Annotated in this window: 13 protein-coding genes; 4 read left to right on the forward strand and 9 right to left on the reverse strand. The window is 70.4% G+C overall.

Annotation, left to right across the window (positions count from 1 at the left end):
* Window positions 1-2: 2 nt before the first annotated feature.
* The 8 genes from LY40_RS04475 to LY40_RS04510 form a co-directional block, all read right to left on the reverse strand.
* Window positions 3-419, reverse strand: a complete 417-nt coding sequence (locus LY40_RS04475; RefSeq protein WP_258936013.1) for a nuclear transport factor 2 family protein — start codon at window positions 417-419, stop codon at window positions 3-5.
* A 13-nt stretch (window positions 420-432) separates the two neighbouring features.
* A complete protein-coding gene (locus LY40_RS04480) occupies window positions 433-870 on the reverse strand; it encodes a nuclear transport factor 2 family protein (RefSeq protein ID WP_258936014.1) in 438 nt (145 codons plus the stop codon).
* Window positions 867-1,295 (reverse strand): nuclear transport factor 2 family protein, encoded by a 429-nt coding sequence (locus LY40_RS04485; protein ID WP_258936015.1) that lies wholly within the window; start codon window positions 1,293-1,295, stop codon window positions 867-869. Before LY40_RS04485 ends, LY40_RS04480 begins: the two co-directional genes overlap by 4 nt.
* 13 nt (window positions 1,296-1,308) lie before the next feature.
* A complete protein-coding gene (locus LY40_RS04490; protein WP_183786368.1) occupies window positions 1,309-2,427 on the reverse strand; it encodes an NDMA-dependent alcohol dehydrogenase in 1,119 nt (372 codons plus the stop codon).
* 80 nt (window positions 2,428-2,507) lie between these two features.
* The gene (locus LY40_RS04495; protein ID WP_183786369.1) at window positions 2,508-2,963 is read right to left on the reverse strand and encodes a nuclear transport factor 2 family protein; all 456 of its coding nucleotides are present in this window, start codon (window positions 2,961-2,963) and stop codon (window positions 2,508-2,510) included.
* 1 nt (window position 2,964) lies between these two features.
* Window positions 2,965-3,288, reverse strand: a complete 324-nt coding sequence (locus LY40_RS04500) for an EthD family reductase (protein WP_183786370.1) — start codon at window positions 3,286-3,288, stop codon at window positions 2,965-2,967.
* Between the two features lie 19 nt (window positions 3,289-3,307).
* Window positions 3,308-4,924, reverse strand: coding sequence for a flavin-containing monooxygenase (locus LY40_RS04505; protein ID WP_183786371.1), 1,617 nt, complete (start codon window positions 4,922-4,924; stop codon window positions 3,308-3,310).
* Window positions 4,925-5,034: 110 nt separating this feature from the next.
* Window positions 5,035-5,964 (reverse strand): alpha/beta hydrolase, encoded by a 930-nt coding sequence (locus LY40_RS04510; protein WP_183786372.1) that lies wholly within the window; start codon window positions 5,962-5,964, stop codon window positions 5,035-5,037.
* A gap of 327 nt (window positions 5,965-6,291) precedes the next feature.
* Between LY40_RS04510 and LY40_RS04515 the strand changes: the two genes are divergently transcribed.
* The 4 genes from LY40_RS04515 (at window position 6,292) to LY40_RS04530 (ending at window position 10,417) form a co-directional block, all read left to right on the forward strand.
* Window positions 6,292-7,041, forward strand: coding sequence for a FadR/GntR family transcriptional regulator (locus LY40_RS04515; RefSeq protein ID WP_183786373.1), 750 nt, complete (start codon window positions 6,292-6,294; stop codon window positions 7,039-7,041).
* Between the two features lie 260 nt (window positions 7,042-7,301).
* The gene (locus LY40_RS04520) at window positions 7,302-7,856 is read left to right on the forward strand and encodes a hypothetical protein (protein ID WP_258936016.1); all 555 of its coding nucleotides are present in this window, start codon (window positions 7,302-7,304) and stop codon (window positions 7,854-7,856) included.
* A gap of 91 nt (window positions 7,857-7,947) precedes the next feature.
* Window positions 7,948-9,393: a PepSY-associated TM helix domain-containing protein gene (locus LY40_RS04525; RefSeq protein ID WP_258936017.1), complete on the forward strand. Its 1,446-nt coding sequence runs from the start codon at window positions 7,948-7,950 to the stop codon at window positions 9,391-9,393.
* Between the two features lie 145 nt (window positions 9,394-9,538).
* On the forward strand, window positions 9,539-10,417 hold the full coding sequence (locus tag LY40_RS04530; protein ID WP_258936018.1) for an alpha/beta fold hydrolase: 879 nt from the start codon (window positions 9,539-9,541) through the stop codon (window positions 10,415-10,417).
* A gap of 28 nt (window positions 10,418-10,445) precedes the next feature.
* Here the strand turns inward: LY40_RS04530 and LY40_RS04535 are convergent, their stop codons facing one another.
* On the reverse strand, window positions 10,446-12,026 hold the full coding sequence (locus LY40_RS04535; protein ID WP_258936019.1) for a cation:proton antiporter domain-containing protein: 1,581 nt from the start codon (window positions 12,024-12,026) through the stop codon (window positions 10,446-10,448).
* Window positions 12,027-12,366 lie beyond the last annotated feature (340 nt).

Below are 12,366 nucleotides of genomic sequence, written 5' to 3' on the forward strand. Positions count from 1 at the left end.
CGTCAGTACGGCAGATCGAGCTGGACGTGCCGGCGGGCGAATCGCCAGGCACCGTTCTCGCGGGCCAGCTCGTCCTCGTAGCGTGCCGTGGACAGCACCGCCAGCGTCTGATCCGCGATGGAGATCAGCGTCAGGTACGACGTCACCGTGGCGGTGTCGTCGGTGAGGTCACGCACGACCACGTTCGACACCAGGTGCCTGCGCTGGTCGTTCTGCGATGCCAGCGATTTCTCCATCAGGCCGACGATCTGGTCGCGACCCTCGAACGGGCCGACGAGGTCTCCGTCGGCGACCCGCATCGACATGACGGCGTCGGCCGTGAAACAGCCCGCCATCGCCGTCATGTCGTTCTCGTCGTAGGCGAAGGTGTACACGCCGAGCAGGTTCTCGATCTCGGCGCGGTGGTCGGCGATTCCCATGTTCCTGTGCTCCTCACGCGCTCGGGGGCGTTACCGTCCCGCCGAGCGCAACGACCAGCGGAATCGGGTCGAAGAACTCGGCGAACCGGGCGATCCGGTCACCGCGCACGGTGATGCGCGCGATGTAGTCGTTGCGGTACGGCAGGCCCGTCGTCCGCACCGAAGCGTCCGATGTGTACTCCGCGACGTACTCCCCCTCGACGTCCAGCGCATCGATCCGGTAGGACGCGAAGTTCATCGGCGTCACCAGGTCCGGCAGGCCCGCGTAGAACTCGGCGATCGCGGCCCGTCCCCGGATCGTGCGGGGAATGCCCTCCGGGGCGTACGGGATGTCGAGTACGCCGTCGACGTGGAACAGCCCGGGAATCGCAGCCACGTCCAGAGTTCCCACCGCATCCAGGTAGGACACGATCAGCGCGCGGCCGACGTCGGTACCGGCGGCGGTGGTCATACGTCGAGCCCTTCCAGCTCCGGCGGCGTCAACGGGGAGATCGCCCTGGAGGCGATCCGCCACCCCGACGCCGTGCGCACGTAGGTGTCCTCGTTCAGCGCAGCGGCGCGGAACTTCGCACCCGACGCGGCGTGCCCTTCGGAGAAGACGTAGTTGGTGCCGTGCGCGGAGTCAGGCCCGTCGAACTCGACGATGTGGTTGGTGATGATGTGGAACTGGTCGGCCACCGATGCGGCGTCCCGTTCGAAGAACTCGCGGATCTCCTCGCTGCCCTCGAACCGGTCGAGGCCGACCGCCGTGGCGTCCCAGACCGCGTCGTCACTGAACGCCGAGAGCGCCTCGAGCGGGTCGAACCGGTCGAGGCCGCGTGCGTACAGGTGGGACAGTTGCATGATCTCGTACCGCTCCGCGGCGCGCTCCTCCATGTCGACCCCTCGCTCAGTCGTAGACGATGACGCCGCGGATGTTCTTGCCCTCGCGCAGATCCTGGAAGGCGGTGTTGATGTCCTCCAGCGCGTAGGTGCGCGTGACCAGCTCGTCGAGCTTCATCTCGCCGCGCCGGTACAGGTCGGCGATCAGCGGGATGTCGTTGCGCGCGTTGGTCGAACCGTAGAGCGTGCCCTGCAACCGCTTGCCCGACATCGCGAACGTGAACATGTCGAACTCCACGTCGCGTTGCAGCACGGGAGCCGCCGCGGTGAGCACCAGCACACCGCCCCGCCGGGTCATCGCCTGCGCGGGCTCGAGGACCGAGCCGTACGCGACGCCCACGGTGACGATCACCCGGTCGGCGCCCTGGCCGTTGGTCATGTTCTCGACGAGCTGCGCCGCCTCCGCCGCCGTGGCGGCGGTGTGGGTGGCGCCGAACTCCGGCGCCCGCTCGCGTTTGTAGTCCACCGGGTCGACCGCGATGATCGCCTTCGCGCCGCGGTGCCGGGCACCCTGGACCGCGTTCATGCCGACGCCGCCGACGCCGAAGATCACGACGACGTCACCGAGCTGCAGCTCGGCCGCGTACATCGTCGACCCCCAGCCCGTGGGCACCCCGCACCCGATGAGCGCGGCCTTGTCGAGCGGAATGTCCTTGTCGATCTTCACCAGCGCGTCCGTCGGCACCGTGACGTACGGCGCGAACGTGCCGAGATAGGACATGGCGCCGACACCCTGGCCGCGTGCGCGGATCCGGTGCGTACCGTCCGGCGACGTGCCGCCCAGCACGCCCGCCCCGAGCGCGCACATGTTGGCCTTGCCCGCGACGCACATCGAGCACTTGCCGCACGACGGCAGGAACGAACAGACGACGTGATCGCCGACCTCGAGGTCGGCGACGTGGTCCCCGACCTCGGTGACGACACCCGCGCCCTCGTGCCCGCCGAGGATCGGCGCCCAGTCGAGCGGGATGTCGCCCGTGTCGAGGTGGTCGTCGCTGTGACAGATGCCCGACGCGGCGAGCTTGACGGTCGCCTCGGTCGGTTTCGGCGGATCGAGTTCGATCTCCTCGACCGACCAGCCCGATTGCGTTCCCGGCGCCCACAGGAGCGCACCCTTCGTCTTCATCGATCGTCCCTTCGGTGCGGTGCGGAGAGTTCGTGAGAGGGCAGGCCGCTCCGGCCGGGGCCGGGCGGCCCTGCCGTGGGTCAGCCCGCCGGATCGGCCACCGGAACGGCCCGGTGGACGTCCGTCTCGCGGGTGGCGATGCGCCAGCGGCCGTCGACCCGGCGGAGCAGGTCGCGGTAGGTCGCGGCGGTCTGTGCCCAGCCGTCGGCGGTGCCGGCCATCGCCAGCACGTCGGTGACGGCCGTGGCCGTGCCGCCGACCACGTCGACGTCGATCACCGAGTTGACCGACCAGTGGTGCGAGGCGAACACGGTCTCCCACAGTTCGCTCGCGCCACGGCGGATCCCGTCCCGGCCGCGGAACACCGTGTCCGGGTCCGGCTGCCACCTCGCGTCCTCGGTCCACAGCGACAGGAACCACGGCAGGTCCCGCTTGTCGAAGGCGTGTGCGTAGCCGTGCAGCACTCGCCGGATCTCCTCCAGCGCCTCGACCCGGTCCAGCCGGACGGCGAGGTCGTCGTCGATCGCGGTACCCATCTCACCTGCTCCCCGTGGGCTCGACGTCGACGACCTCGTGGAAGTTCACGTCCGCGCCGGCTCCCGCGAAGTTGGCCATGTCGGCCTGGGCCGCCTGCCCTTCGGGCGAGGCGAACGCCGCGGCGCACGCGTCCCGGCTGTCCCATTCCATGACGGCGACGAGGAAGTGCTGCGGTGTCGAGCCGTCGAACGTGGTGGTCCGGCCCCAGCCGTAGGACCGCAGGCCCGGCAGTTTCGCCGCGAGCACGGCGTGCGTCCCCCGGTAGTGCTCGAGGAACCGCTCCGGATCGTCCGGGTGGTGGTAGTGCACGGTGATGCGGAACATCGATGTCTCCTCCCGGCCGTCACGCGCTCAGCGCGAAGCCCTCGTAGTCGTTGGCCGCGACGTCCTGGCACTTCTGCCAGTACGACCCGACCCCGCCGAGATAGGCCATGAGCAACCGTGGCTTGCCGGGCACGTTCGCGCCCATGTACCAGGAGTCGGTCCGGGGGTAGAGCGTCATGTCGCCGACCTCGCGCACGTGGTCGGTCCATTCCTTCTCCGCCGTCTCGGTCGCCTCCACGGTGCGGAGCTCCCTGCGCTGCATGTGCTCGACCAGATCGGCGATCCATTCGACGTGCTGCTCGATCGAGACGATCATGTTCGACAGCACCGACGGGCTTCCGGGGCCGGTGATCGTGAACAGATTCGGGAACCCCGCCGGGTTCAGGCCCAGGTACAGCGCCGGCCCGTCCTGCCACTTCTCCCGGAGCGTCAGGCCGTCCCTGCCGCGGATGTCGATGTTCAGCAGTGCACCCGTCATCGCGTCGAAGCCGGTGGCCAGTACCAGGCTGTCGACCTCGTACTCGCGATCACTGGTGCGCACGCCCCGCTCGGTGATCTCGACCAGCGGGGTTTCCTTCAGGTCGACCAGCTGTACGTGGTCGGAGTTGAACGTCTCGTAGTACCCGGTGTCGAGACAGGGCCGCTTCGTGCCGAACGCATAACCCTTCGGGCACAGTTTCTCGGCCGTCGCCGGGTCCTCGACGATCTCGCGGATCTTCCCCCTGACGAACTCGGCGGCCGTCTCGTTGGCCTGCTCGTCGACCAGCAGGTCGGTGTAGGCCTGGAGCACGCCGGTGAGGTTGCCGCGCTGCCAACGCTCCTCGTAGTTGCGGTGCCGGTCGTCGGGGTCGACCTCGAGTGCCGACCGCGTAGGCGGTTCGACCGCGACCCCGAAACCGGACTGCCTGCTCTCCTCCCGGATCTCGCGGTAGCGCGCCTTGATGTCGGCGACCATCTCCTGGTCGATCGGACCGTTGAAGGTCGGCAGGCTGAAGTTCGGCGTGCGCTGGAACACCGTCAGCTCATCGGCCTGCTTCGCGATGATCGGGATGGCCTGGATGCCGGACGAGCCGGTTCCGACGACGGCGACCCGTTTGCCGGTGAAGTCCACACCGGACTCCGGCCAGTCGCAGGTGTGGTACCAGTCGCCGCGGAACCGTTCGAGGCCGGGCACCTCGGGCTTCTTCGGCACCGACAGGCATCCGACGGCCATGATGCAGTAGCGGGCCGAGACCTGGTCCCCGGATTCGGTGTGCACCGTCCACAGTGCGGCGTCCTCGTCGTAGTGTGCCGCGGTGACCTTGGTGTCCAGCACGACGTCCTTGCGCAGGTCGTGCCGGTCGGCCACGTGGTGGATGTAGGCGAGGATCTCGGGCTGGCTCGGGTACTTCTCCGTCCACTCCCATTCCTGTTCGAGATCCACGTCGAACGAATAGGAGTAGTGCATGCTCTCGACGTCGCACCGGGCGCCGGGATACCGGTTCCAGTACCACGTGCCGCCGATGTCGGAACCGGCTTCGACGACCTTGACGCGCAGCCCCAGGTTCCGGAGCTTGTACAGCTGATACAGGCCGGAGAACCCGGCGCCCACGATGACGGCGTCCAACTCGGCTGGCAGATTCCTGGTAGCAGACATGGAGCGGTGTCCTCACATTCAGACAGGCGGACGGAACGGCAACGGACGAGCACCCGCCTCGGGCGCCGCGAACCGGCCGGGGAGGGAAGAGCCGGTGCTGGGCCGGGGCGTCAGCCCGCGGCCGACAGCTGACTGTCGATCTCCGTGGCGACGTAGGCGATCGCCTCCGCGCTACCGGGCAGCACGTTGACCATGGTGAAGAAGCCGTGCATCTGACCCGCGAATCTCCGGTGGCGGACCGGCACGCCCGCGGCCTCGAGCGCCTTCGCGTACGCCTCGCCCTCGTCCCGGAGGACGTCGTGCTCCGCGGTCACCACGACGGCGGGCGCCTGGCCCGAGAGGTCGCCGGCCTTCGCGGGGCAGGCGTCGGCGTTGGCGCGCTGCTCGGCGTCGGCGTAGTGGTCCCAGAACCAGATCATGGCCTCACGGTTGACCATCAGCTGGTTCTCCGGGTCGGCATAGGACGAGTTGTCGAAGTCGCAGTCGGTGACGGGGTACACGAGGATCTGCTGGGAGATCTCCGGACCACCGGAACGGGCTTTCTGGGCGACGATGGCGGCGAGATTCCCGCCCGCGCTGTCGCCTGCGACGATCAGCGGCACTCGCCGGCCCGCGATCTCGTCGAGGTGGGCCTCGACCCAGCGGAGCGAGTCCCAGGCGTCGTCGGCCGCCGCTGGATAGCGGTGCTCGGGCGCGAGCCGGTAGTCGACGAGCACCACGGCGCAGCCCGTCCTGTCGGCCAGCTGCCTGCCGAGCGTCTCGAACTCCTCGATCCTGCCGATCACCCAGCCACCGCCGTGGTAGTAGACGATCACACCGCGCGGCGCGGCGTTCGGCACCAGGATCTGCACCGGGACGGAGCGGCCCGGCAGGTCGATCGACCGGGTCTCGGCCCGCGCCATGTCCGGCCCCGGGCCGTACATCTCCTGCAGCGCCGCGGTGATCCCGCGAGCCTGCTGCGGATCCATTTCGTGGATCGGCGGCTGTCCGGATTCGGCGAGTTGGGCGAGCAGTGAACTGGTGGCCTCGTCGAGAGCCATGGGGCACCTCTTTGTGCTACTGGCGAGTGTGTGCGACCGGTGGACGCGAGGCGGACCTCACCTGGGCGAGAGACCTGCGTCACATGCTCGGCAAGTATGCGGCGGCGCCGAATTCATGTCAAGGATTAGCATGGTCTTGTTCGCATGCCGGACGGCCGACCGCAGCGCGCCGCAGGGCACGACCCGGAGCCGGCGGAGTACGCGAATCGGCCCCACCGACAGTCGAAACCGAATCATGTTCAGAGAATTGCCGTCACGCGCCACGACGCCGGGCCGGTAACCAGGTCCTTGCCCGGGATCCAGGATCATCATCGGTATCGTCGCCACATGGACCAAGACGCGCTGGAACCGCGCCAGCGGCCGTACAAGCGGGGCGACAAGGTCGCGCAGGCCGTGGCACGGAGCATCATGCGGAAGATCCGCACCGAGGGCCTCGAACCGGGCGCCCACCTGCCGTCGGAAGCGCACATGCTCAAGGAGTACGGCATCGGGCGCGGATCGCTGCGGGAGGCGCTGCGGATCCTCGAGGTCAACGGCTTGATCTGGCTCAAGCCCGGACCGGGCGGCGGCCCGATCGTCAGCGGCGCACAGCCCGACCACTTCGGACAGATGGCGACGCTGTACCTGCAGGCACAGGGCACGACGTTCCGCGAGCTCATCGAAGCACGCCTGGCCGTCGAGCCGCTCATGGCCCGACTCGCCGCGCAGCGGCAGGACCCACAGCACATGGACGAGCTGCGACGCGTCAGCGGGTCCCTCAAGGTCGACGACGATGCGGCCTACCTCGAATACACCGGCGACTTCCACCGGCTCATCGCGGAGATGTCCGGCAACGGCATCCTCAGCCTGCTCGGCCAGTCCCTGTCGGACATCTTCCGCGACCGGGTCAGCGGCATCGTGTTCCCCAAGTCGCGACGGAAAGAGGTCTCCGACGCCCACGTCGCGATCGCCAAGGCCATCGAGAACGGCGAGCCCGATGCGGCGCACGACCTGATGTACGAACACATGGCCAAGTACGTCAACTACGTCAAACGCGGCCACCCGACGCTGATCAACGAGGTCGTCGACTGGCGCTGACCGGAGCCCGCCACGCCACACCGGTACGCCGGCCGGTCCGGTCCGCGGCGGGCCGCCGACCGGGCGTCCACCATGGACGGAGCTGCCGGGTTCGGGCCTCCCACCGTCACCCGGACGGACACGCGAGGCCCTGCCTCCTGAGGCCCACCCGTCTCCCACCACCGCCCAACCGAAGGCGCTGCGCGCCACTGTCTAGGGCCCACCCGTCTCCCACCGCCGCCCAACCGGAGGCGCTGCGCGCCACTGTCTAGGATTCGAGCATGCGCGCACGCGACGGCCTGACCACGGGTATGGGCCGCCTGCTGCGCGGCGCCGCCGCGGGTACCGCCACCGGGCTGCTCGCCGTGTTCGCGCACGCCTCCGCGGGCGGTGCGCTACCGGGCTGGCCCGCGGTCGCCGGTCCGGTGCTGGCGATCGGCACGATCGCCAGCGGGCTGGCCCGCGTCCGGCTCCGGCCCACGGCACTGCTGGCCGTTCTCGGCCTCGGCCAGCTCGCGGTACACGCCGTACTCACGCTCGGAGCGGGTCACGGCCACGCACCCGACACCGCCGTGATGACCTTCGCGCATCTCGCGGCGACCGCGATCGTGTTCGCCGGTCTCACCGGCGCCGAACACACCCTGTTCGCCCTGGTCGCCGCTCTCGCCGCACGCCTGCCCGCCGGACCGACCCCGCTCGCCGTCGTCGGGCCGGTGTGGACACCGTGTCCGCCGCCACCGCAACAGCGGCCGGTCTCGCACGCCTTGCGCCCGCGCATCCGCGGCCGACGCGGCCCGCCCCCGTCGACGGTTCGACCCCTCGTCATCACCGTGTGACGCGTACCCGACGAAACGCCCGTGATCTGCATGTCCCGGCGGACGCCGCTGCGCGTCCACGTCCGCATGCCCGTCCCAGGAGCGATCCGTCATGTCCGAGACCACACTGCGCCCACCGGAGCGCGCAGCCACCACGACCGAAGACCCGGCAGACCCGGCACCGCGCCGCCGTGCCCGCTGGCGCGGTGCGCTGCTGCGACTGCACTTCTACGCGGGCGTCTTCATCGGCCCGTTCATCCTCATCGCCGCCCTCACCGGCACGGCCTACGCACTCACCCCGCAGCTCGAAGCGTGGCTGTACCACGACGAACTGACCGCGACGTCCCCGCACGACCCGCTCCCCCTGGCCGAGCAGGTCCACGCGGCGCAGCAGGTCGTCGCGGGCGCGCCGCTGCACGCCGTCCGGCCCGCCCCCGAACCAGGGGCGACCACCCGCGTGCTGTTCGCCGATCCCTCCCTCGGAGCGTCCGAGTTCCGCACGGTGTTCGTCGACCCGGGCGACGGCACGGTCACGGGAGACCTGACGACCTACGGCACCAGCGGCGTGCTGCCGCTGCGCATGACCCTCGATCAGCTCCACCGCAACCTGCTGCTCGGTGAACCCGGCCGGATCTACAGCGAACTCGCCGCGTCCTGGTTGTGGGTGGTCGCACTGGCCGGGGTCACCCTGTGGGCCGCACGCCGGAAGCGGAACCGCACCCGGCGGCGGGACCCGGCCCCGGCACGTGCAACCGCGACGCGCCGGCACAGCCGGCTGGGCATCGCGATGCTGGGCGGGGCGCTACTGCTGTCGGCGACCGGGCTCACGTGGTCCGCCTACGCCGGTGCGAACATCGCCGAGCTGCGCACCGCGGCGGGCTGGAGCACGCCGGAGGTCGACACCTCGGCCGCGCACCGGGAGCAGGACCCGCACGCCGAACACCGCGGCGCCGACGGCGACTCCGTGCCTGGTGACACCGCCGCGCCCGCGCCGTCCGACGACGCGACGGTCGAGACCGTGCTCGCCGCGGCTCGCGGCGCCGGAATCGACGCCTCCACGATCGAGATCGCCGTACCCGAGCGGCCTGGCGACGCCTGGACGGTCAGTGAGATCGACCGGAGCTGGCCGACCCAGGTCGACACGGTCGCCGTCGACGGTGCCACCGGCGAGGTCACCGACCGGGTGCGATTCGCCGACTACCCGCTCGGCGCGAAGCTGGCCCGCTGGGGCATCGACCTGCACATGGGCACGCTGTTCGGCTGGCCGAACCAGGTCGCGCTCGCCGCGGTCGGTGCCGGTCTGACGGCCGTGACGGTGCTCGGCTACCGCCTGTGGTGGCAGCGCAGGCCCGGCCGCGCCGGGTTCGGCAGGCCGGTATCCCGCGGACAGTGGCGCGGCCTGCCCCGGTGGGCTCTTGTCGCCGCGGGGGCCACCGCGGCCGCCATCGGCCTGCTGACACCGCTGTTCGGGCTCAGCCTGCTCGTCTTCGTTGTCGTCGACGTCCTCATCGGACGGCTGGCGGCACTGCGCAGGCGCCGCCTGTCCCACACCGGATGATCACGGGCGGGCCGTCCTGTCGCGGGCGGCCCGCCCGTCTCCCGTCACCCCAACCGGGCACGCTCCGCGTGACTGCTTTGGGCCCACCCATCTCCCACCGCCGCCCAACCGGAGGCGCTGCGCGCCGCTGCCTAGGATCGCTGGCGTGCCTTACGCCTACGCGGCCGACGGGGTCGCCCTGTACTACGAGATCCACGGCCCTGAGAACGCTGCCGGCAGAGGCCGCGGTGGTGCGGCCCAGGGTGGTGCGGACCACGGAGCCGGCGCCCAGGAACGTGGCGCCGCGCGGGCGGATCGGCCGGTCCTGCTGCTCATCGCCGGGCAGTCGAACAGCCGGCGCTGGTGGGACTCCGCGCGCGGTGACTTCGAGCGAGCGTTCCGCGTGATCACAATGGACCACCGCGGTATCGGCCGCAGCGACAAGCCGGACGACGACTCGTACAGCACCCGCGGGTTCGCCGAGGACGCGGTCGCCGTACTGGACGCCGCCGGAGCAGGACGCGCACACGTCTACGGCACGTCGATGGGCGGGCGGGTCGCGCAATGGCTGGCCGCCGACCACCCCGAGCGGGTCGACAGGCTCGTGCTGGGCTGCACCTCGCCCGGTGGGTCGCACGCGGTCGAGCGCGACCCGGACGTGACACGGCGGCTCGCACAACACGACGCCGCAGCCGTCCGGCAGGCACTGCTCGATCTGATGTACACCCCGGCCTGGCTGGCGGCCCATCCCGGGCCGTACCGCACGATCGGCGAACGCGACACGCCCCCGCACGTGCTGCGGCGGCACCGTATCGCCAGTCACCGGCACGACGCGTGGGACGTGCTGCCCGACATCACCGCACCGACCCTCGTCGTCCACGGCACCGACGACGTGTTCAACCCGGCGGCCAATGCCCCGCTGCTCGCCGAGCGCATCCCCGGCGCCACGCTGCGCCTGATACCGGGGGCACGGCACGCGTACTTCGAAGAGCGCCGCGACATCGCCGGGCCGCTCGTGCTCGACTTCCTCACCGCCGACGTGTGAGGCCTCACCGCAGGCGCGCGGCGGACCGTCAGTCGGCCGAGGTCTGTTCGACGGCATGGTCGGCGAGGTTGATGCCGGCGCTGCCGTAGAGGTTGAAGGCCGCGTCGATGCCGCGGGAACGCAGGTCGTCGAGTTCCTCGCCGCGTTGCGCGATCGCGGCCACCCTTCCGGTGAAACCCTTCTTGCGGAGCAGGTCGAGCACGAGCAGGTTCTCCCCATGGAACGGCATGGCCAGCAGAATCAGCTCGACCCGGCCCGAGCGCCTGACTCGGGCCCAGAAGTCCAGATCGGTCGCGTCGGCTTCGACGACGTCGAAGCCGCGTTCCCGCAGCTGCCCGGCACGGCCGCTGTCGTGCTCGACGCCGACGGCCCTGCGGCCGTGCACCTCGTGGAGCTGTTGGACGGCGGCCTGGCCCACCCTGCCCATGCCGAGCACCAGGGTGTCGGCGTCGCCGAGATCGATCGGCCGGTCGTCCGGGGCGAGGGATTCGGCGTCGCGTTCGGGCAGCCGCCGCGTCACCCACGCCTCGATTCCGGGGGCGAGCCGGTTGAGCACGGCCGAGAGGAGGAAACTCAGCGCCACGGCGAGTGCCAGCACGACGACCCAGTCCTCGGAGATGCCTCCGGTGGCGGCGACGACCGTGGCGACGATGAGGGCGAACTCGGAGTAGTTGCCGAGCGCGAGGGACGCGAGCGTGGCGGTGCGGTAGCGCAGGCGCATCAGCCACAGCAGCGTGAAGAACGCCAGCGACTTCACGGGGATCAGCACGGCCAGCAGCGCGGCGATGCCGACGGCCTCCCACGTGGGCGTGCCCGTCAGGCCGATGCTGACGAAGAAGGCGATCAGCAGCACTTCCTTGCCGGTCAGCAGCAGCCGTGCCAGGTCCCCCGCGCGGCGGTGACCGGCCAGCAGCGCGCCGATGATCAGTGCGCCCAGGTCGCCTTTGAGCCCGACCAGGTCGAACAGCACGTATCCGGGCACGAGCGCCATCGTCAGGCCGAACAGGGCACCGAGTTCGACCGAGTCGATGCGGTCCCAGGCCTTGCCGGCCAGCCAGACTCCCGGCACGAGCAGCACGAGCGCCAGCGCCCACGGCGAGGGCAGCGTTCCCTTGGACACGGTCAGCACGATCACGGCGACGATGTCCTGCATGATCAGCACGCCGATGGCGATGCGACCGTACAGCGTCTGGTTGTCCCGGCGTTCGTCGAGCACCTTGACGACGAACACCGTCGACGAGAACGACAGCGCGAGCGCGACGATCGCCATCTCCGTCAGGTCGGCGTCGGCCAACAGTGCGAAGCCGAACGGGGCGATGGCCAACAGCATGGCGACGCCCAGCAGGACGCTGAAGGCCATGTGCGCCAGCGACGTCAGCCACACCCTGGCCTTGAGCAGCGACCGCACGTCGAGTTTGAGGCCGATGCCGAACAGCAGCAGGGTCACGCCGAGGTCGGCGAGTGTCTGCAGGCCGGGCATGTGGTCGACCCCCGCGGCCTGCAGACCGAAACCGGCGACGAGGAACCCCACCAGCGGTGGGAGTTTCACGAGCAATGCCAGGCCGCCGGCCGCGAACGCGGCGACGAGATAGATCGCTGCTGTTTCCATGGGCCCCTCTTTCCGCCGAATCGCCGCAGCAGCGTACCCAGCGCGCCCGGATCGTCCCGGTTCCGGTCGCGCATTCACCGGGTGTACCGACGTCGTCACGGCGCAGCCACCGCGGTCGCACCCGCGGTCCACTGTGGATCCCCTTGGACGCCGCACCGCGACGCACGCCGACTCCCCTGCCACGGCCCGCCGAGCCGGAACGGCCCCCACCACGACGCGGCGCACGGCCCGGCACCGTCCGGTACGGCGATCGGCTGTGATCGAGGCGTGTCCCCGCAGCACCGGAGGGACGCGTGGGCCCCTCCGGCTCGACCTCGGACAAAAAACAAGCCCAGGTCTA

Origin of the sequence: Prauserella salsuginis (assembly GCF_024648885.1) — a bacterium.
Lineage (GTDB): Bacteria > Actinomycetota > Actinomycetes > Mycobacteriales > Pseudonocardiaceae > Prauserella > Prauserella salsuginis.